This window comes from Methylobacter sp., from assembly GCF_036845245.1.
In the GTDB taxonomy this organism is placed as follows: Bacteria; Pseudomonadota; Gammaproteobacteria; order Methylococcales; family Methylomonadaceae; genus Methylobacter_A.
Genome location: NZ_DAIUEH010000049.1, coordinates 1 through 18,669 on the forward strand (window position 1 = coordinate 1; position 18,669 = coordinate 18,669).

23 protein-coding genes and 1 tRNA gene are annotated in these 18,669 nt (G+C 48.4%); 12 read left to right on the forward strand and 12 right to left on the reverse strand.

Annotated features, from left to right (window positions below; translation table 11 throughout):
* Positions 1–139 precede the first annotated feature (139 nt).
* Together V7051_RS18890 and V7051_RS18895 are read left to right on the forward strand one after the other, a co-directional pair.
* On the forward strand, positions 140–1,105 hold the full coding sequence (locus V7051_RS18890; RefSeq protein ID WP_442919679.1) for an NAD(P)H-quinone oxidoreductase: 966 nt from the start codon (positions 140–142) through the stop codon (positions 1,103–1,105).
* Positions 1,106–1,110: 5 nt separating this feature from the next.
* The gene (locus V7051_RS18895) at positions 1,111–1,956 is read left to right on the forward strand and encodes a sulfurtransferase (protein WP_333877665.1); all 846 of its coding nucleotides are present in this window, start codon (positions 1,111–1,113) and stop codon (positions 1,954–1,956) included.
* A 279-nt stretch (positions 1,957–2,235) separates the two neighbouring features.
* On the opposite strand, the gene V7051_RS18900 is transcribed toward V7051_RS18895, so the two are convergent.
* Entirely contained in the window at positions 2,236–2,811 is a 576-nt protein-coding gene (locus V7051_RS18900) for a Uma2 family endonuclease (protein WP_333877667.1), read from the reverse strand.
* A gap of 75 nt (positions 2,812–2,886) precedes the next feature.
* Positions 2,887–4,230, reverse strand: coding sequence for a sigma-54 interaction domain-containing protein (locus V7051_RS18905; protein WP_333877669.1), 1,344 nt, complete (start codon positions 4,228–4,230; stop codon positions 2,887–2,889).
* Between the two features lie 192 nt (positions 4,231–4,422).
* Here V7051_RS18905 and V7051_RS18910 point away from each other — a divergent pair, with 192 nt between their 5' ends.
* The 4 genes from V7051_RS18910 to V7051_RS18925 all read left to right on the forward strand — a co-directional run bounded on the left by V7051_RS18910 (position 4,423) and on the right by V7051_RS18925 (position 9,364).
* Positions 4,423–5,517 (forward strand): MBL fold metallo-hydrolase, encoded by a 1,095-nt coding sequence (locus tag V7051_RS18910; RefSeq protein ID WP_333877671.1) that lies wholly within the window; start codon positions 4,423–4,425, stop codon positions 5,515–5,517.
* 69 nt (positions 5,518–5,586) lie between these two features.
* Complete coding sequence (locus V7051_RS18915) at positions 5,587–5,937, forward strand: CZB domain-containing protein (protein WP_333877673.1); 351 nt, start codon at positions 5,587–5,589, stop codon at positions 5,935–5,937.
* 100 nt (positions 5,938–6,037) lie between these two features.
* Complete coding sequence (locus V7051_RS18920; protein ID WP_333877675.1) at positions 6,038–7,291, forward strand: NAD(P)/FAD-dependent oxidoreductase; 1,254 nt, start codon at positions 6,038–6,040, stop codon at positions 7,289–7,291.
* A 327-nt stretch (positions 7,292–7,618) separates the two neighbouring features.
* Positions 7,619–9,364: a SulP family inorganic anion transporter gene (locus V7051_RS18925; protein ID WP_333877677.1), complete on the forward strand. Its 1,746-nt coding sequence runs from the start codon at positions 7,619–7,621 to the stop codon at positions 9,362–9,364.
* 136 nt (positions 9,365–9,500) lie between these two features.
* Here V7051_RS18925 and V7051_RS18930 read toward each other — a convergent pair whose 3' ends face one another.
* Positions 9,501–10,547 (reverse strand): hypothetical protein, encoded by a 1,047-nt coding sequence (locus tag V7051_RS18930; RefSeq protein ID WP_333877679.1) that lies wholly within the window; start codon positions 10,545–10,547, stop codon positions 9,501–9,503.
* 111 nt (positions 10,548–10,658) lie between these two features.
* On the opposite strand from V7051_RS18930, the gene V7051_RS18935 reads away from it, so the two are divergent.
* On the forward strand, positions 10,659–11,066 hold the full coding sequence (locus V7051_RS18935) for an HIT domain-containing protein (protein WP_333877681.1): 408 nt from the start codon (positions 10,659–10,661) through the stop codon (positions 11,064–11,066).
* Between the two features lie 31 nt (positions 11,067–11,097).
* Here the strand turns inward: V7051_RS18935 and V7051_RS18940 are convergent, their stop codons facing one another.
* Positions 11,098–11,559, reverse strand: coding sequence for a flagellar basal body-associated FliL family protein (locus V7051_RS18940; protein ID WP_333877682.1), 462 nt, complete (start codon positions 11,557–11,559; stop codon positions 11,098–11,100).
* An 85-nt stretch (positions 11,560–11,644) separates the two neighbouring features.
* On the opposite strand from V7051_RS18940, the gene nagZ reads away from it, so the two are divergent.
* From nagZ to V7051_RS18955, 3 genes are read left to right on the forward strand one after another with little or no spacing between them, the layout of a single operon-like run.
* Positions 11,645–12,655 (forward strand): beta-N-acetylhexosaminidase, encoded by a 1,011-nt coding sequence (nagZ, locus tag V7051_RS18945; RefSeq protein WP_333877684.1) that lies wholly within the window; start codon positions 11,645–11,647, stop codon positions 12,653–12,655.
* Positions 12,656–12,657: 2 nt separating this feature from the next.
* Positions 12,658–13,197 carry a hypoxanthine-guanine phosphoribosyltransferase gene (locus V7051_RS18950; protein ID WP_333877685.1) on the forward strand — a complete coding sequence of 180 codons (540 nt, stop codon included), beginning with the start codon at positions 12,658–12,660 and terminating at the stop codon, positions 13,195–13,197.
* 5 nt (positions 13,198–13,202) lie between these two features.
* Positions 13,203–13,931 (forward strand): S-methyl-5'-thioinosine phosphorylase, encoded by a 729-nt coding sequence (locus V7051_RS18955; protein WP_333877687.1) that lies wholly within the window; start codon positions 13,203–13,205, stop codon positions 13,929–13,931.
* Positions 13,932–13,939: 8 nt separating this feature from the next.
* Here the strand turns inward: V7051_RS18955 and V7051_RS18960 are convergent, their stop codons facing one another.
* The gene (locus tag V7051_RS18960; protein WP_333877688.1) at positions 13,940–14,419 is read right to left on the reverse strand and encodes an FKBP-type peptidyl-prolyl cis-trans isomerase; all 480 of its coding nucleotides are present in this window, start codon (positions 14,417–14,419) and stop codon (positions 13,940–13,942) included.
* A 106-nt stretch (positions 14,420–14,525) separates the two neighbouring features.
* On the opposite strand from V7051_RS18960, the gene greB reads away from it, so the two are divergent.
* A complete protein-coding gene (gene greB, locus V7051_RS18965) occupies positions 14,526–15,026 on the forward strand; it encodes a transcription elongation factor GreB (RefSeq protein WP_333877690.1) in 501 nt (166 codons plus the stop codon).
* Between the two features lie 119 nt (positions 15,027–15,145).
* Positions 15,146–15,235: transfer RNA gene (locus tag V7051_RS18970), tRNA-Ser, on the forward strand.
* A gap of 199 nt (positions 15,236–15,434) precedes the next feature.
* On the opposite strand, the gene V7051_RS18975 is transcribed toward V7051_RS18970, so the two are convergent.
* Genes V7051_RS18975 through V7051_RS19005 form a run of 7 tightly spaced genes read right to left on the reverse strand, consistent with a single transcriptional unit; the run spans position 15,435 to position 18,589 of the window.
* Positions 15,435–15,659, reverse strand: coding sequence for a hypothetical protein (locus V7051_RS18975; protein WP_333877691.1), 225 nt, complete (start codon positions 15,657–15,659; stop codon positions 15,435–15,437).
* Positions 15,652–15,858: a hypothetical protein gene (locus V7051_RS18980; protein WP_333877693.1), complete on the reverse strand. Its 207-nt coding sequence runs from the start codon at positions 15,856–15,858 to the stop codon at positions 15,652–15,654. Before V7051_RS18980 ends, V7051_RS18975 begins: the two co-directional genes overlap by 8 nt.
* The gene (locus V7051_RS18985) at positions 15,855–16,121 is read right to left on the reverse strand and encodes a hypothetical protein (protein WP_333877695.1); all 267 of its coding nucleotides are present in this window, start codon (positions 16,119–16,121) and stop codon (positions 15,855–15,857) included. Before V7051_RS18985 ends, V7051_RS18980 begins: the two co-directional genes overlap by 4 nt.
* Positions 16,122–16,135: 14 nt before the next feature.
* On the reverse strand, positions 16,136–16,294 hold the full coding sequence (locus tag V7051_RS18990) for a hypothetical protein (RefSeq protein WP_333877697.1): 159 nt from the start codon (positions 16,292–16,294) through the stop codon (positions 16,136–16,138).
* 37 nt (positions 16,295–16,331) lie between these two features.
* Entirely contained in the window at positions 16,332–16,625 is a 294-nt protein-coding gene (locus tag V7051_RS18995) for a hypothetical protein (protein ID WP_333877699.1), read from the reverse strand.
* A gap of 12 nt (positions 16,626–16,637) precedes the next feature.
* A complete protein-coding gene (locus V7051_RS19000) occupies positions 16,638–18,152 on the reverse strand; it encodes a DUF3631 domain-containing protein (RefSeq protein WP_333877701.1) in 1,515 nt (504 codons plus the stop codon).
* Positions 18,149–18,589, reverse strand: coding sequence for a hypothetical protein (locus V7051_RS19005; RefSeq protein ID WP_333877703.1), 441 nt, complete (start codon positions 18,587–18,589; stop codon positions 18,149–18,151). The genes V7051_RS19000 and V7051_RS19005 overlap by 4 nt, the downstream gene beginning before the upstream one ends.
* Positions 18,590–18,669 lie beyond the last annotated feature (80 nt).

Consider the following 18,669-nt stretch of genomic DNA (forward strand, 5'->3'; position numbering starts at 1 on the left):
TTTATCCATTCCAGAATAATACGCCTTTTGGGGGGCGAGTGCGTAACATCAGTTATTAAAGTTAGCATATCAATAACTGCGGCATATAATAACCGTAACTCAGTTTATTAACGTGGTAACTATGCAGCTTCCCGAACAAATGATTGCCATTGAAATCGACAACGGCGATTTAAAGCCGACTCAACGCACCGTCCCAACGCCATCGGCTAATCAAGTATTAATTAAAGTCGCCGCCTCCGGCGTCAACCGTCCCGACGTTATGCAACGCAAAGGCCTATATCCGCCCCCATCCGGCGCTTCCGACATTCCGGGGCTTGAAGTTGCAGGGACCATTATTGCCTTGGGAAGCGACATCAGCCATTTACATGAAGGCGACAGGGTCTGCGCACTGGTGACTGGCGGAGGTTATGCCGAATTTTGCCTAGCTTCGGCGGCGCTTTGCTTACCCGTGCCGGAAAGCTTGTCTTTTACCGAAGCCGCAGCATTACCGGAAACTTTTTTCACCGTCTGGAGCAATGTGTTCGACCGCGCACATTTGCAGCCCGGCGAAACGTTACTGGTACATGGCGGCTCCAGCGGCATCGGCACGACGGCGATACAACTGGCCAAAGCGTTTAACGCCAAGGTCATAGTCACCGCAGGCTCAAACGCCAAATGCGAGTTCTGCCTGCAACTGGGCGCGGATGCCGCCATCAATTACAAAGAACAGGACTTTGTCGAAGAGATCAAGCGGCTTACCGATAACAAAGGTGTCGATGTTATCCTGGACATGATCGGCGGCGACTATTTCCCGCGCAATTTAAAATGCATGAGCGATGATGCCCGGCTGGTGCAAATCGCGATTCAAAGCGGCCCGAAAGCCGAAATAAACCTGTTGCCGGTCATGCTTAAACGGCTGACTATCACCGGCTCCACTTTAAGAACCAGGGACGATGCCTTTAAAGCGGCCATTGCCGCCCAGCTGCTTGAAAAAGTTTGGCCTTTGTTAACATCAGGTAAAATCAAACCGGTTATATATTCAACTTTTGCACTGACCAACGCCGCCTTAGCCCATCAACTCATGGAAAGCAGTCAACACATCGGAAAAATCATCTTAACGGTATAAAAATCATGACTTACACGACGCTCATCTCCACAGAAACACTCCATCAGCAGCTTAACAATTCCAACTGGATCATCGTTGACTGCCGGTTTTCCTTAGCGGATACCGAAGCCGGCGCCAAAGCCTATCGGCATGGACATATTCCCAATGCCCGCTACGCTGATCTGGATAAAGACCTGTCCTCGACGATTACCGATTTTACCGGCCGCCATCCTTTGCCGAACTTTGCTTTATTGGCGAAAAAACTGGGCGACTGGGGCATAAGCAACACCAGCCAAGTGGTGGCTTATGACGATGCAGGCGGGGCTTTTGCAGGCCGTCTCTGGTGGTTGTTACGTTTCATGGGCCATGACAAAGTTGCGGTATTAGATGGCGGCATCAAGCAATGGCAAAAACAAGGCCTGCCGATCACCACAACCTTGCCCATCGTTAAGCCCGTCATATTCCGGCCGTACCTGGACGAAGCCGCTTGGCTTAGCGCTTTGCAAGTGCAAAACGGTATCGCCAAAAAATCCATTTGCCTGATCGACGCCAGAACGCCCGAACGCTATCGCGGCAAGCAAGAACCTATCGATCCGGTTGCAGGCCATATTCCTTATGCATTAAACCGGGCCTTTCAATTAAACCTGGATAGCAACGGGCTGTTTTTAGCGCCGGAACAATTGCGTAAACAGTTTAAACAGCTGATCGGCGCTACCGAACCCCAACAAGTCGTTCATTATTGCGGTTCCGGCGTCACCGCCTGCCATAACTTACTGGCGATGGAACACGCAGGATTATCCGGCTCCAAGCTTTACGCGGGATCGTGGAGCGAATGGATCAGGAATAAAAACCGGACGTTTGTTAAAGATTAGGATTTGGTTGGAAATAACTTCCCAACTTGGAAAATGGCCCTGTAGGGGCGAATTCATTCGCCTAGGGCGATTAAAATCGCCCCTACATGGAATTCATGGAAATTATTTATAGCAGATCCTTAGGGGCTAAACGGAATGAAGGAAGCTGCAATTGATTAGCTTTAATCAATGTTAAAAGCTGGCAACATTTTTAAAACCTGGAAGGTCTAAGCGTCAAGGTTCGGAAGCAGCCGAGACAAACCGCCACGCGCTACGATCATTACCTCAGATGCAGCAATTTTACGCACCACTTAACACCTTGTCGTAAATCTCGCGCAAGCTAAGGACGCAATCTATGCTTTCCAGCGGCACGTCAGCGTCAAGCCCCACAGCCTCCGTTAATACCCATGCGCCGCCCTGCCGCAGATAGCGTTCGATACTGGGCTGGTCTTGGGCAACCAACAAATATTCGTTCAATGTCGGAATCTTACGATAATGAGCAAACTTGCCTCCTCGATCATAAGCTTCGGTAGAAGGCGACAGCACTTCAATTAACAAGGTCGGATTGAGCAAGGTATCCACATGCGCATCTTCAAATTGCGGTGTACCGCAGACAACAACGATATCCGGATAATGGTAGCTGCGCGCTTCGGCTGCCTTGACACGCATGTCGCTGACATAAGCCTCGCAAGGACGCCTTTTGAGTTGGCTTCTCAATTCGCCGGCAATATTAATTGTTATCAGATTATGTTCACGGCTTGCGCCGGTCATTGCATAAATTTGCCCATCGTGAAACTCGCTTTTACAAGTCGCACTACGTTCCAACGATAAATAATCTTCGGCGGTGAAATGAGTAGGTGTAAGAACAGCGGACATGAATCACCTCATTAAAAGAAAATAGCTTTTAAGTATCAAGCATATCATAGCGTTTAACAGCTGCACGAAGACTATTTAAATCCCATACATCTTGCGTTTACGCCAGAATGTCGCTCTGCTCATGCCCAGTGAACGAGCGGCCTGGCTAACCCGGTCATTGCTCTGCTCCAGCGCTTGGCGGATGGCGGCGGATTCTTCTGCCGCAGACAGCGGCACGGAATTCTGCGCCGGTTGCGACTCCACGGCACGCGCCTCCCTGAACTCGGGCGGCAGTTCCGAACAGCGCAAGGTGGTGCCCCTGCCTACCGCAAAAGCATATTCGACCACATTATGCAGCTCCCGGATATTACCCGGCCACGCGTAATCCAGCAAAGCGCGCATGGCTTGCGGATCGATCTTTTCAATTTTCCTGAAATTGGCCGCATTATGCTGCTGGATAAAATGCCAGATCAGCAAGCTTATATCTTCCCTACGCTCTCGTAACGGCGGAATAAAAATGGGCACGACCCTGAGCCGGTACATCAAATCTTCGCGAAACCGCCCCAACTTGACTTCCTCCCGCAATGAACGATGGGTCGCGGCAACGATGCGCACATCGACATCAATTGAACGGTCGCCGCCTACCGGAATATAGTTTCTTTCCTGAATAACCCTAAGCAGCTTGGCCTGTAATTCAAGCGGCAACTCGGCCACTTCGTCCAGGAACAGGGTTCCGCCGTGCGCACGCTGGAATAAGCCGCTATGATCCTTGATCGCACCGGTAAACGCGCCGCGTACGTGGCCGAACAACTCGCTGTCCAGCAAACTACTGGACAAGGCCGCGCAATTGATCGCCAGAAAAGGCGCGTTGCGGCGGGCGCTTAGATCGTGGATGGCCTTGGCAACCAGTTCTTTGCCGGAACCGCTCTCGCCTCTTACCAATACAGTGGCTTCCGTTTCCGCCGCATTTTGAATAATCTGGAATACCGCCTGCATGGCTGGCGAGCGGCTTAACAAGCCTTGAAAACCCTGTTTTCCAGGCTCAGAATCTTCTTTCGATAAAATCGCATTTACCGGCGGCTCCGAAGCAGGCAGCAATAGGCCCAAGCCACCGGCAAAAGAGCCTTCACGGTCATACAAAACCTGAGTCATCTTGTTCAGCCCGGTTTTTTGGCCGTCCGCTTGAAATGATTTTATGAGTTGTTTTTTATGGCCGCCGTCATCGGCAATGGCGTATTCTTGCAAACAGGGCTTGCCTGTAACATCCGCGGTTTTCAATCCCGATAACTGCTCCGCACCTTGGCTCCAGTGAATGACCTGTTGATCACGGTCAACAATATAAAGGCCTACAACATCGCAAAGATCGAGCAGTGTTAAAAGTAAAGGCTCTAATGACTGTTGCGACAGCCAACCTGATAATGTTTCGGAGAGTTGTTTCATAAATGTCTCATTGAATCAAATAAGCGTTCCATTGAAACAATATATGAAACAGAAAAAAGGCGCAAGACAAAGAGCAAAAATGAACTCTTCTTGGCTACAGCCCCTTATCTCGTGCCTTTCAACCCTTACCTTGATCTTTTGGCACAGGCTTTGCTTTAACAGATATATCCATAATTCAACCGGAGAGACATCATGCTATTTAAACAATTATTCGATCAGGAAACCTGGACCTACACTTACTTGATTGCTGATCCGGTTAGTAAGGACGCGATCCTGATCGATCCGGTCAACACCCATATCGATGAATATATTGAGTTGTTGGCAACACACGGCCTGCAACTGAAATATTCGTTGGAAACGCATGTTCATGCCGACCATATCACCGCCAGCGGCTTGCTACGCCAACGCTTGGGTGCGCAAACCGCGGTCAGTGGATTGTGCGGCGCTGAATCGGCCGACATTCAAATTCAGGACGGCGATATTTTTAAATTTGCAGGCGACGAACAAATCAAGGTCATCGCCACGCCGGGCCATACCCGCGGCAGCATTTCCTTTTTATGGCGCGACCGTTTGTTTACCGGCGACTCTTTATTGATCGGCGGCTGCGGCCGCACCGATTTCCAGGGCGGAGATGCCGGAGCGCTTTATGACTGCATTACCCAACGCTTGTTCACGCTGCCGGATGAAACATTGGTTTATCCGGGCCATGATTACCAACAGCGCTGGGTAAGCAGCATCATGCAGGAACGGACAACCAATCCGCGTCTGGCAGGCAAGTCTCGCGAGCAGTTTATGGAAATCATGCAAAACCTGAACTTACCCAAGCCCCGTTTAATCGATGAGGCGGTGCCCGCCAACCGTTATTGCGGCCTGGATGAAGATGAACGCCAAGATGCCGTAGCGCTCAGGGACGAAACGCTGCCGGTCCGCGTCACGACCAAAACAGAAGATATGGTAGCCGCTGCCAAGCAACACATCGTTGAAATCGACGTCGCCAAATCGAAACAGCTGCTCTCAGAAGGCAATATCGTGCTGATCGATACCCGCGAAGAAAGCGAATACGCAGCTGGACACGTTGACGGGGCGCTATTGGTGCCGCGCGGCATGCTGGAATTCAAAATCAGCAATATGCCCGAACTGGCCGACAAATCGAAAGCGGTGCTCATATACTGCCGTCTGGGCAATCGCTCGGCATTGGCGGCGCAGACCCTACAGCAATTGGGGTACACTAATGTGCTGTCTATGGCTGGTGGATTTGAAGCCTGGAAAAAAAGCCAATCGTCCTGATTCAGACAGCAAAGCACCGGATTGCGCTCCCGCGCATCCGGCCTATAAAGCGACATAAGAAGAAAAATAATGAATATAGACAGCGCAATCCAAAAACATATGGAATGGAAAGTTAAATTCCGTACCGCCATATCCAAACAAGAACAAATGGATGCCGTAACCATCGGCAAGGACAATTGTTGCGAACTCGGCAAGTGGCTGCATGGGGAAGGTAAAACTCAATGCAGCAGTTTACCGAGTTATGCAATCACTTTAACTAAACACGCCGCGTTTCACGTTGAAGCGGGAAAAGTGGCCTCAGCCATCAATGCAAAAAAATACGCCGACGCGGAAACAATGTTGGGCAACAGCTCTGCTTTTTCCACCATATCCGGTGAAGTAGGGATTGCACTGATGCGCCTTAAAAAAGAAGCCGCTTAACTTATAGTGAAACTACGTACATGACAAAGAAATTATGTTGCTTTACACTTTTTTGTCGTGTACCGAAATCTTCCACTAACCGCACGCCTGAGAGGAACTTATGTCAAACCAACACCATACTTTGCTAATCATAGGGGGCGGCGCCGCCGGCGTCTCCGTTGCCAACAATATGCGCCGCCAAAACGCCGACATTGATATTGCAATCGTCGAACCGTCCGAAATCCACTATTACCAGCCGGGATTCACTATCATCGGCGGCGGCGCTTATACCTTAAAAGAAACCACACGCAATGAAGCCGACTTGATCCATCCGAGCGTCACCTGGATTAAAGATTATGCTGAAACCTTTCAACCGGATGAAAACAGCGTCAGCCTGCGTTCCGGCGATACGGTTAGCTACGACTACTTGGTAGTCTGCCCCGGCCTACAACTGGATTGGGATAAGATTGAAGGATTGAAAGAAACGCTGAACAAAAACAATGTATGCAGCAATTATTCCGCTGAGACTGTGGAATATACCTGGGAATGTATCCAGGCTATTAAGGAAGGCACCGCGCTGTTCACCCAACCGCCAATGCCGATCAAATGCGCAGGCGCGCCGCAAAAAATCATGTACTTGGCGGCGGATCGCTTCCGTAAAAGAGGCACGCTGGACAAGTTTAATATTGAGTTCTTAACCGCCACGCCCGGCCTGTTCGGCGTACCGTTTTTCGCCAAAGCATTGAGCAAAGTCGTCGCCGACTACGGTATTAAAACCCATTTTAACCATAATTTGGTTGCTATTGACGGCCCGGCCAAAATCGCCATTTTTGAAACCACCGACAGCGAAGGCAACAAGGAACGGATCACCAAAGCGTTCGACATGATTCATGTCACTCCGCCGCAAAGCGCGCCGGACTTTATTAAGAAGAGCCCATTAGCCAATGCCGCAGGCTGGGTTGATGTCAATCCCAACACTCTGCAACATAACAAATACAGCAATATTTTCGGCCTGGGCGATGCCGGATCAACACCGAATGCCAAAACCGCGGCCGCAGTGCGCAAGCAGGTGCCGGTCGTGGTTGACAATATTCTTAACTTGAAGAGCAGCAAGGATCTCGAAGGAGGCTATGACGGCTATGGCTCCTGCCCGTTAACCACCTCGCTGAGTACAGTAATGCTGGCTGAGTTTGCTTATGACGGCAAAGTAACGCCTTCTTTCCCTTTACTCGACCCAAGAAAAAACCGCGCTATCTGGTGGTGGGGTAAAACAACCGGCTTTCCGTGGTTATATTGGCATTTGATGCTCAAAGGTTACCGCATTGATATTCCTCATTTGGAAAGTTATGCCAAACGGTTTATGAATGAAGAATAATGTATCCGACGAAATACAGCAGGATGCGCCTCTTGTCCCGGCATATCCTGCACCTTTGTTCCCCCGTTAATAAGTAACGCACGCAAAATAACTTGAGCATTTATAGGGGCGGATTCATCCGCCCCTGCACGACGCAATGATTTAACAAAAAATCTTGGATTTTATTAAACCGTTGTTCTTAATATTCTTTACCAAAGGGCGAGCTGGATGTTTCCCGGCGATGTCATTTTTTAATGTTCCTCAGCCGTTCATTGATGAACATTAAAAATATCTGCACGGATCAATCCCTCACTGTGTCTTACCCAATAAAAAACTCACAAAACTGAAATGACTCTCTTAAATCACAACGCGTCACGATTAACACAGTTATTTCCGATTGTAGGCTGGTTAAAATCCTACTCTCGCCATGAATTTAACAGCGACTTATTCGCTGGGATTATTACCGCTATTTTGCTGGTTCCGCAAGGCATCGCCTATGCGATTCTGGCCGGTTTACCACCGCAACTTGGGCTTTATGCGAGCATCCTGCCGCCGATAATATATGCCCTGTTCGGCACCAGTCGCACCTTGTCGGTCGGACCTGCATCGATTGCCGCCATTATGATCGCTGGCGCCTTAACCGCACCGGAAGTCAGTGCATTGGGCAATCCCGTTCAAAGTGCACTGATTCTGTCGGCAGAAAGCGGGATCATCATGTTGCTGATGGCACTGCTGCACATGGGCGGACTGGTGAATTTCATCAGTCATCCGGTACTGACCGGTTTTACCAGCGGCGCATCTTTATTGATTATCGGCAATCAATTGCCGCAGTTGTTCGGCTTAAAAGCCCCGTCGTGCGGTATTGATGCGATTTGCTACGGCCAGTATCTTTCAGGCATTGCCCCCGTCACTCTGGCAATCGGCCTCACCGCGCTGGGCTTGCTGATTTTTTTCGGCAAACCGTTGATTCATGCTCTTAAGAAAATCGGCATGCAGCCTACCCTCATCACTGCAATCAGTAAATGCGGACCCTTATTGGCCATCATGCTGACAACCCTGGCCGTCAGTTATCTCGATTTGACAGCACAGCACCATGTCGCGGTTGTCGGCCAAGTTCCGGCCGGTTTACCTGCGCTGATCTTCGATTTCTCTCCTATTGAAAAATGGTATGTATTGCTGCCCTATTCCGCTTTTATCACGCTGATTGCCTATGTCGAGAGCGTAGCCATTGCCAAGGTCACCGCTAATTTAAGAGCCGAAAAAATCGCTCCCAATCAGGAATTGATCGCGCTGGGCATTGCCAACCTATCTGCCGCTATTTCCGGAGGCATGCCGGTGGCCGGCGGATTTAGCCGCACGATGGTCAATTTTGCTGCCGGTGCGCGCACTCAAATGGCGATGCTGATTGCCGCCGCCATTCTTGCCTTGGCGGTCATTTTCTTTAGCCCGTGGTTTGAAAACATTCCCAAAGCGGCACTGGCCGCCATCATTTTGGCCGCCATCACCCCTTTAGTGAAACTGAAGGACATCGCCCTGACGTGGCGTTACGACCGCGGCGACGGCATCGCCGAACTCGCCACCTTGCTGGGTGTTTTAGTTTACGGTATTGAAGAAGGCATCACCTTGGGCATTATCCTGACCCTGGTCAGCCACTTGCGGAAAACAAGCCAACCGCATATTGCCGTGGTTGGGCGCATACCCGGTACTGAACATTACCGCAATATCAAACGCCATAACGTAGAAACGTGGCTTCACTTGCTATTGCTGCGTGTCGATGAATGTATCACGTTTGCTAATATCAATTATATCGAGGACTTCATCAAATCCGAATTGAGGCAGCAGCCGGACATTAAGCATATTGTGCTTATTTTTACGTCAGTCAGCGACATAGACACCACAGCGCTGGAAGTATTGGAAAACCTCAATCATACTTTGCAGGCAGCGCAAATAACCTTGCATATCTCGGAAGCGAAAGGCCCAGTACTTGATAAGCTTGAAAAAACCGACTTTATCAGGCAACTGCAACCCGGCAAGGCGTTTTTTCATACTGCGGATGCGGTTAAGGAGCTGAGTAAAGCTGGTGCCATACATTAAATAAGCAGTCAGATTAATTCACCACGAAGACACGAAGGACATGAAGAAATACAAACTTCGTGCCCTTCGTGTCTTCGTGGTGTAAATTTTTAAAACCTATTAGGTAGCAATTCGCGCCATCCGGGCACCATTATTGCTATTTCGAAAACGCAATAAACCTTCGATAAGGCGAGCCCTGCTTCCAGGTAAACGCTTCTGTGTAGTAATGCATTAACGCCAGATAGCCCAGTAGGCCTAAGGTAATCGCTTTATGAATCTCCACACCGAAAAAGAACTCGGTCAGTCTATTGACCATGCCGTCCCCGTATGACTGCAACACAAACGCCAGCGCAAACGAACACAAGGGCAAGACGATAAAAACCGGTAAACGACAGCGCGCCGCATAACGGTAGATGAAATTCTGCGGTTGCCGATGGTGCTTGTTGTAATCATGCACCACATAGAAAATATAGGCCGTCGTGTCATGCACCAGCCTTGGCACCAAAATCGCGAGGAAATAATACTGCTGAACAAAAAGATAAAACGTGCTTAATACCAATAAAACGTTGGACCACAAAAAACACCTACCCGATTGCGTGGTCACATAGCGCTCGCACAGCAACGCACTGCAAATCAGCCCTATACATAAACTGCCCGAAACAAGCTTGATAAACTCCAGTTGTTGTAAATCCAGGCTGTTTTTCAGGAATATACCGATGTAAACAAAAAGACCCGCCGTCACGCTCAGCCACAATAATAAATAAAAAACCCAATCGGGTAGTCGATACAAACCACGCCCTACGCCCAGTTGCTGTTTGAGCACGTGGTATACGGTCCAGGCGGCCACCGTTACGTAAAGCACTTTATAGGGAATAAACAAGCTGCCTATGCCGAAAACGATGGCAATGGCGACCGTCATCAACATAATTTTCAACTTGTAAAATTTCAGGTATTCGGTATTGCTCGCCAACAAGATGGAACTGGCGACGATATGCGGCGTTCCAAAAATGATTTGGAACAATAAAAATTGCTTGGGACTACTCGGTAGATTCTGCTGCAAGAAACCATGCCAAAACCAACCATCAAATAACTGTAACAATAAACACAACGGAATGATTGCATACAACCCTAACAACAACCGAAACGAGACGGTCAATTGGTTATCATTAGGTATATCTTGAACTGAAAGGGCTTGGGCAGACATAAAACTATCCTCCTGTTATTGTTGTTATATTCTCAGTCAGGATATTAAGTTAAACTGATTATTTAACCATTTTCAAGCTTTGCTTTTAGTTTTTTTAGGATAAACAGGATCATGACATTTCAGCTGCACCCGCGCTTGGAACAGGATTGCATAGCCATTGGCCGCTTTGAGTTATGCCGATTATTAATGATGAATGACAGCCAGTATCCCTGGTTTATACTGGTTCCGGAACGAGGTGACCTGAAGGAAATTTATCAGCTAAGTAAAACTGAACGTGAGTTGCTGACCGAGGAATCCAGCTATCTTGCCGAAAACCTGGCAGCACTTTATAAAGCAGACAAAATGAATATTGCTGCAATAGGCAATATGGTTCCGCAACTGCATATTCATCATATAGTCCGCTATCAGGCCGATAAAGCATGGCCTGCGCCGGTCTGGGGAAAGTTTGACGCCGTTCCTTATACCGAAAGGCAAATTGCGGATAACTTAACTCGTGTTAGAGCTCAGTTGGGCATGTAACACAGGCACAAGGTTTTATGCCTTAAAAATCTTAATCAACCAAAAACTCGGTAAAATAAGCTTCTTTAAAACCTTCTTCATGCGCGTCCTTGCCGTCCTCGTCATGCTCTTTCTCGGCTGATGCGCCATGCCCTTTGTCACCTTTTTCCATTTTCTCCAGCGTCTTACGAATAACCTCTGTCGTTTCATGTCGTAATGCTTCGCGCTGTTCCATCGTTTGCAATCCTTCAGACGATCTGCCGCTATATAACATGATTAGCTCATGCCTTAATGCAGGCATGTGCTTTTTTACCGCCGCAATAGTGTTCGCACCTTCAACCAATAGTTGAACATCTACCAGCAAATATTTTTTTGGTTCGGCCAAATTAACGGTAAACTTAGGAGCCATTTCCACATATTTTACACCGGCTTCTGCTTCCGATTCTTTTGCCCCCTCATTTGCAACAGCGGCAGACATGAACAGAAGACTTAGTACTACAACCCATAAACGCATAACAGACTCCGTGTAACTGGAAAATAATGGTCTAGTATAAGGCCAACCCCATCAATTTTAAAACGAATCCAATATTGACAAGGCAATGACAACCCATCTCCCTATCGGCCCGATAATGCTCGATGTTGCAGGCTTAACCCTGACACAAGCTGAAAAAGAAAAAATAAATCATCCTAACACCGGGGCGGTCATTCTTTTTTCGCGCAATTACCAAAATCCCGAACAAGTGACCGAGCTGATTAATCATATCCGTGCCGCGCGTAATGGCGACATAATGATTGCCGTCGACCAGGAGGGCGGCAGAGTACAGCGCTTTCAGCAAGGTTTCACCCGCTTGCCGCCCGCATCAAGCTATGCGCAAAACCCCGAGTTGGCGGAACCGGCAGGCTGGCTCATGGCCGCTGAATTACTGGCTGTCGGCGTCGACTTCAGCTTTGCGCCGGTTCTGGATATTGATTGCGGCGTTAGCGAAATCATCGGAAACCGTTCATTTTCAACCGATCCGGCGCTTGCAACACGTCTTTCAAGCTTATTCCGGAAAGGCATGAATGAGGCGGGCATGGCCGCAACCGGCAAGCATTTCCCCGGACACGGCGCAGTGGCTTTGGACTCACACTTGACTTTACCTATAGATGAAAGAGACCTGGACAGCATCAGGGTAAAAGACTTGGCGCCTTTTAAACAACTGATCGAAGAAGGTCTGGAAGGCATCATGCCGGCGCATGTGGTCTATCCGAAAATCGATCCGAATCCGGCCGGTTTTTCGCCGTTCTGGATACAGCAGATTTTACGCAAGGAATTAAATTTTAACGGCACCGTGTTCAGCGACGACCTGAGCATGGAAGGTGCGGCATCGGTCGGCGACTTTCCGGAACGCGCCCGGCTGGCTCAACTTGCCGGCTGCGATATGATCCTGGTTTGCAACAATCCTACCGCCGCCGAACAGGTGCTTGATGCTTTGCCGATAACCCATGACCCTATCAGGGAACAACGACTGGGCAGGATGCAAGGCAAGCCGCAGATGAACCGCGAGCAGTTGATGCGCAGCGAAAAATGGCAACACTTATCCACTCTCATCCTTAACAATAATAAATAAACATGCTTGAAGAAATCAAACACGTCCAGGCAACGGCCGATTTGCTGCACAGCGAACAGGAAGTTGAAGCAGCCATCGATAGCATGGCTCAAAAAATCAACATCGCTCTCGCCGATAGCAACCCGCTATTACTCTGCGTTATAAATGGCGCGATCGTTACTTTCGGCAAATTATTGACTCGATTAACCATCCCGTTAACCATTGACTCCATCCACGCCAGCCGTTATCAAAACCAGACCTCGGGCGGCAGCATCAAATGGCTGGTTAAACCGGAAACATCGCTGAAAGGCAGGACCGTTCTTATCGTTGACGATATTCTCGACGAAGGCATCACCCTTGAAGCCCTCTATCAATATTGCCGCGAACAAGGCGCAACAAACGTCTACAGTGCCGTGTTAGTCGATAAAATTCTTGACCATCAAAAACCTGTCACTGTCGATTTTATCGGACTGAAAGTAGAAAACCGCTACCTATTCGGCTACGGTATGGACTACAAAGGCTATTTACGCAACGCACCGGGCATTTATGCCTGCAAGGAATAAACATTATGATTCAATTAGCCATTATTGGCGGCACCGGCCTAACCCAACTTAGCGATTTAAACATTATCAAACGCGAGCAGCTGAGTACACCTTACGGCTCTCCATCTGCCGAGTTTCTTACCGGGGAGCTGAACAACAGCCGGATTATATTCCTGGCCAGACACGGCAACCCTCATACCATCGCTCCGCATAAAATAAACTACCGGGCCAATATCTGGGCACTTAAACAACTCGGCATTGAGCAGATCATTGCCGTTGCCGCCGTGGGCGGTATTACCCCCGAAATGGGACCTGCGCATATCGCCATCCCGGATCAGATTATCGATTACAGCTATGGCCGTATGCATACTTTTTTTGACGATGAAACAGTCGCTCACATAGACTTTACCTGTCCGTACAGTCAAAAACTGCGCTCCCGTTTAATTAGCGCCGCCGCTAAAGCCGACATAAAAATCAGCCCGATAGGCACCTATGGCTGCACACAAGGCCCGCGCCTGGAAACCGCCGCAGAAATCCAGCGTATGGAAAGAGACGGCTGCGACCTAGTCGGCATGACCGGCATGCCGGAGGCCGCGCTGGCCAAAGAACTCGGTATCGATTATGCTGCAATCAGTGTAGTCGCCAATTGGGCCGCAGGAAAATCGGAAGGAGAAATAACCATGGAAGAAATTGAGCGGCACCTCCATAAAGGCATGGCTGATACCGCTGAATTACTAAAGGCTTTTGTAGGTTAGGCTATGGCCTAATGGTGACAACCGGCGCCATGGATATGGCCATGCTCGGCTTCCTCTTTGGTCGCCGGTCTAACGTCCACAACTTCCACATCAAAAGTTAAGGCCATTCCTGCCAGCGAGTGATTGCCGTCAATGGTAATATCATCGCCATCGATCTTAACGATAGTGACTTCGCCGGGACCGGAACTGACATCGGCATGGAACATCATGCCGACTTCAAGCTCATCTATGCCTTCAAACATAGCGCGTGGAATGACCTGAATCATCTCATCGTGCTTTTCGCCGTAAGCATCTTTGGCCTCAACGCGCACATTAAATTTGTCGCCAACGGCTTTACCATTCAATGCGGTTTCCAGACCGGGAATGATATTTCCGGTCCCGTGCAGGTAAACCAAGGCATCATCACCTTTTGAACTATCCAGTACTTCGCCGTCATCATTAGTCAAAGTATAGTGAATTGAGACAGCCATCTTGTCAGCTACTTGCATGATAAAACCTTTTTGGTAATTTAAAAGCGGACTATGATAAAGAGTTGCAGCTGTTTTGTCTGGAAAATTATTTCAGTCCATCATAATTATCTACAGGAAATCAATCATGTCGCGCTGGAGACCGCCGGGACCGAAGTCATCCCCTTACATCACGCCGGAAGGCTATCAATCGCTGGAAACTGAATTGAGGGATCTGTGGACCAAACGCAAAGAGGTCACCCAGGCATTATCAGCGGCTGCCGCGGAGGGCGATCGCTCGGAAAATGCCGAGTACATCTACCGTAAAAAAGAATTACGCGGTATAGACCGACGCATCCATTATCTGCAAAAACGCCTGCCCGCCCTTAATATCGTATCCCAGCCACCCGATGATCAGGACAGGATTTTTTTCAGTGCCTGGGTGACCTTGGAGAATGAAGCGGGCGAAGAAATAACCTACCGCATCGTTGGAGCTGATGAGCTTAATCCTAAAAAACAATACATCAGCCTTGATTCGCCGCTGGCAAGAGCGCTGCTTAAAAAAACGTTTGATGATGAAGTCGCTATTAAAAATGAACTTAAAGAGACTCGATACACAGTTATTGATATTAATTACAGTAAGAACTGAGACAACAATATTTATACAATGCAATGAGCCCTGAGTCACTACACAAGCTTCAGATTCGTCATATCCGCTTTAAATTAAGATTGCAATAAATGTAACACCCTATATAATACGCCGGGTATGGAGAGGTGGCTGAGCGGCCGAAAGCGGCGGTCTTGAAAACCGTTGAGGGTTGATCCCCTCCCAGGGTTCGAATCCCTGCTTCTCCGCCATATATACAAGATAACCGATTGTTTTTTAAAGGCAATCGGTTTTTTTATGTCTCCCCGCCCTAACTCCCGCCCTAACTTTGGCGCTGGTTTGGGTTGAACCTCGTTGAATAAACCACCGGCAACTTCTGCCGACTATCAATAAATTTCAGACACAAAAAAGCCGGTAATTAAACCGGCTGCAATACATGGTATCGAATCGCTATTTAATCGCATCACTCCATTGCACGGTATCCGCTCCCGGTATAAACACGCCTAAGGTATTACCTTTGTTCTGAAATATAAACACCATCCGGCCGTCTGCATGTGCGGCGTTAATTTGCTCCCATTGTTCCGGGTCCGGCATATCTTCAATCTCAATGGTGAACCACGGCTTCTGGGGTATTTCAGACTCCAGCGCCTTGAGTCTCAATTTTAAATTAGCCATTCATCCCCCCGTTTTCACTGGCATCAACAACGTTAAAGATAATAACCTGCTGCCCGTTGGCTTCGGCTTGGTCAATCTCTCGCTGTTGTGCTTCTGTCGGCGCGTCACCATTGAAAAACAGCACTAAGCCCGGCATAACCGGTGCTGCATCTTCGGCGGCGCGTTCAAGGTTCACTAGTCTTTTCTCTAAGCTGCTCATTTTTTACCTTCCAATATTTCAATACGTTTTTCTAAATCGCTGCCTTCGATCACCTTACCGACCGCCTGCAGCATCCAAGTCATTTTAGTAGCGTCCTGCACATCAAGAACGCCGGATCTCGTCTCACGATACAGCTTTGCCATTTCGCGCCTTACGTCTTGCAGCGTGTCCAGCTTTGCCCGGTATCGCGTTCTATTGGCCGGGGGGAGGTCGCTAACCTCACCCGTTACGCCATCGACCTCAACCGGGTATTTATTACTCATATTTTCACCACCAATTAAGAAGTCGAACCATAACCCATAGCCCATAAATTGCTGAACAATAAATCCGTGTCTTCTTCGCTTAAATCATCAACCATAGCAATTACTTTTTGTAGCGCTGGACTGTAGATAACATCAACCTGATGAGCTGGAAAATTAATAATATTGTCTTTCATTTTATTTTGTCCTTGCCACCCGTAGACGGCGTTTAAATTAATGGGGCTTGGCTATACCGTCGGCGCGTTGCAAAAAGTAACTGAGCGTCTCCGGGTCGGCTTTGCAGCGGTCGATAGTTTCATCAATAACGCCCTGTTCAGTCTCCCCAATCAAAGCCAGCCAGTTAATGATTTTCTGATAGGTTGAAAGCTCCGTTATGATTTCGGCCTTATGTGATTTCAGGAACTCTTGTTGTGGAAGTGTTAAGTCCTTCGCCGGAGTAATGCCTAAATTATCGCCATTCAAAAAAACCCTAAATCCTGCCCTTTCGATCTTGGTTAATGCACTCATTTTAAAACCCCTCTAAAAATACATAACATCGTCATTAATTCGTGCGTTTACCCCTACCCCTAAAAACGTCGTTTTATCTGTCTTGCTGTCGGAGCCCTCACCGTTCGTGGGTTGTAGGCCAGACGGATAATTATCTATCTGTCTATCTGTCGGGTTATCTGTCGATGCTCTAGGCCTTACCGTTGTTGGGTTTGTTGGTATTATCGACGGATAGACAGATAAAACCGGAGGGGTGAGATAACGCATAAAAGCATCAGTGAATTGCTCCATCCTAAAACCACGCACTTCTCGAAAACCTACCGTTATCTTTTTTGATTCAATTTGATAGGGTTCAAGCTGTTTTTTAAACTGCCTTGGTACAATGGGTTTTCCTCTGTTGTAAGTTGCCCAAGGGGCTTCTTCATCGTCACAAAGGGCCTCTATTAAATCCGTTGTGCTTATTTTGTCGATACGCTTAGTTTCAAAGATATTCTGAATATCACTAAGCAATTCATTTCCAGCACTGACGGTTTTGTCATTGGAATTTGCCGACAGTTTTAACGCTGCTGCTGTTGCCTTATTCAGCCACTCAGAACCGGCACATGACGCAATTGCCAACAGTCCTTCCCAGTTATCCTGCTCACGATCTGAAAGGGCATCGGGTAACGCTGGTCGGGCTTGTTGTACCTGTTCGGAATAATCCAGTGCAAACCTCGCCAGCTTTGAGGCAATGCCGCTGAATAAACCGGGTTCGGCGTGTCGTAACCGACTAACACTTTCGCCGGGTAGCTTGCGTCTCAGGTTAAAAATAATTCCTCGGCTCATGGTGGCGTCAGGTAAATGTTTTTCTAACTTGATACCTGCCAGCGCCTTTGCTGAATAGACGGAAAACACACGAGGTTCAAAGCTATCACCCACTGCCTCGCTCCGCAGAACATAGCCGCCTTTCTTATATCCGGCATTGACCATGCCATGTAGCTCTAGGTTATCTCTGAAAAAGGTGTCGGCTTCGTCAATCAAGATAGTGGGCTTCCAGAGCTCTACGGCTCTAAACAATGCAGATGATGAAGCGTTTGATGCGGGTAGCGGTCGATAGCTCATTCTTCCCATCACATCTAAGAGTTGAGTTTTTCCGCAGGCCTTCTCCGGCGCGTTGATGATAGCCAGGGGCGCATAGTCCACAACATCAATGAAGTATGTCAGGGCTACCCATAGCGCCGCCGCTTGGACTTGATGCTCGTCCATTACGATAAATTGACGGATAACGCCTGATACTTCGTTAAGTAGTTGAGCTGGGTTTATCGGTTCGGGGTGAACTTCAACATTGGCGAATGGCAAGCGTCCAGCTTCCTTTTCAGCTCCCTTAATCGCTTTAACTTCTTTGTCCAGCGTTGACGCTCTTACGCCTAAAGTTTTCGCGTGTGCTTCCCTTTGGCGGTCGTAGTCGATAGAGTTAAGCGTTGATAGCTTTTGGATTATTTCAGTATCAGGCAAGGCCGGCTGGTCGTCCGGTGTAATTTCCTCATAATCAATTTCATCTGGCATCATGCTTGTACCTGCTTTGGGTAATAAGTTCGGATGATTTCACGGCAATTGATAAATTTAATCGGCTGCTGGGATGTGTCGTAATATCCAGGCGGAGTGTTGAAGTCCTCCCAGGTCGGCCAGATGGTCACGGCTATAGCTCCCGCACTCAATAAGCATTTCACTAACGATATGATTAACGCTATCGCTGCGCTCCCGTCCCACTCTATGACGACAGGGCAGCCAGCAACCGGCCATATAAGCGTCTTAGGGTCTTGTTCGGGCGTTAACACCATTGCTGAGTTATCACGGTCTTGGTTATGCTTCTGAGCTGATCTGAATGCATCACCGCCGACACAGACGAATATAAACATCGGCGGGTTATTCCATTTCATACGATCAGCAAGCACTTTCCCATACGCTGCGTATTTTGATTTGAAATGGGTCTGTTTGTTCATCATAGCGAGAACCCCATCCATGATAACCATGTGCAAACTTCGATTATTGCGGCTTTAATTCCACGGTAAGCTGTTGTAAAATT

Bases quoted from the DNA above. Each gene is read 5' to 3' on its own strand.
- V7051_RS18985 (WP_333877695.1), bottom strand. From the start codon at position 16,121: ATGAGTAATAAATACCCGGTTGAGGTCGATGGCGTAACGGGTGAGGTT.
- V7051_RS18920 (WP_333877675.1), top strand. From the start codon at position 6,038: ATGTCAAACCAACACCATACTTTGCTAATCATAGGGGGCGGCGCCGCC.
- V7051_RS19000 (WP_333877701.1), bottom strand. From the start codon at position 18,152: ATGATGCCAGATGAAATTGATTATGAGGAAATTACACCGGACGACCAG.
- nagZ (WP_333877684.1), top strand. From the start codon at position 11,645: ATGACAACCCATCTCCCTATCGGCCCGATAATGCTCGATGTTGCAGGC.
- V7051_RS18925 (WP_333877677.1), top strand. From the start codon at position 7,619: ATGACTCTCTTAAATCACAACGCGTCACGATTAACACAGTTATTTCCG.
- V7051_RS18990 (WP_333877697.1), bottom strand. From the start codon at position 16,294: ATGAAAGACAATATTATTAATTTTCCAGCTCATCAGGTTGATGTTATC.
- V7051_RS18955 (WP_333877687.1), top strand. From the start codon at position 13,203: ATGATTCAATTAGCCATTATTGGCGGCACCGGCCTAACCCAACTTAGC.
- V7051_RS18895 (WP_333877665.1), top strand. From the start codon at position 1,111: ATGACTTACACGACGCTCATCTCCACAGAAACACTCCATCAGCAGCTT.
- greB (WP_333877690.1), top strand. From the start codon at position 14,526: ATGTCGCGCTGGAGACCGCCGGGACCGAAGTCATCCCCTTACATCACG.
- V7051_RS18950 (WP_333877685.1), top strand. From the start codon at position 12,658: ATGCTTGAAGAAATCAAACACGTCCAGGCAACGGCCGATTTGCTGCAC.
- V7051_RS18890 (WP_442919679.1), top strand. From the start codon at position 140: ATGATTGCCATTGAAATCGACAACGGCGATTTAAAGCCGACTCAACGC.
- V7051_RS19005 (WP_333877703.1), bottom strand. From the start codon at position 18,589: ATGATGAACAAACAGACCCATTTCAAATCAAAATACGCAGCGTATGGG.
- V7051_RS18980 (WP_333877693.1), bottom strand. From the start codon at position 15,858: ATGAGCAGCTTAGAGAAAAGACTAGTGAACCTTGAACGCGCCGCCGAA.
- V7051_RS18915 (WP_333877673.1), top strand. From the start codon at position 5,587: ATGAATATAGACAGCGCAATCCAAAAACATATGGAATGGAAAGTTAAA.
- V7051_RS18905 (WP_333877669.1), bottom strand. From the start codon at position 4,230: ATGAAACAACTCTCCGAAACATTATCAGGTTGGCTGTCGCAACAGTCA.
- V7051_RS18900 (WP_333877667.1), bottom strand. From the start codon at position 2,811: ATGTCCGCTGTTCTTACACCTACTCATTTCACCGCCGAAGATTATTTA.
- V7051_RS18995 (WP_333877699.1), bottom strand. From the start codon at position 16,625: ATGAGTGCATTAACCAAGATCGAAAGGGCAGGATTTAGGGTTTTTTTG.
- V7051_RS18930 (WP_333877679.1), bottom strand. From the start codon at position 10,547: ATGTCTGCCCAAGCCCTTTCAGTTCAAGATATACCTAATGATAACCAA.
- V7051_RS18935 (WP_333877681.1), top strand. From the start codon at position 10,659: ATGACATTTCAGCTGCACCCGCGCTTGGAACAGGATTGCATAGCCATT.
- V7051_RS18975 (WP_333877691.1), bottom strand. From the start codon at position 15,659: ATGGCTAATTTAAAATTGAGACTCAAGGCGCTGGAGTCTGAAATACCC.
- V7051_RS18910 (WP_333877671.1), top strand. From the start codon at position 4,423: ATGCTATTTAAACAATTATTCGATCAGGAAACCTGGACCTACACTTAC.
- V7051_RS18960 (WP_333877688.1), bottom strand. From the start codon at position 14,419: ATGCAAGTAGCTGACAAGATGGCTGTCTCAATTCACTATACTTTGACT.
- V7051_RS18940 (WP_333877682.1), bottom strand. From the start codon at position 11,559: ATGCGTTTATGGGTTGTAGTACTAAGTCTTCTGTTCATGTCTGCCGCT.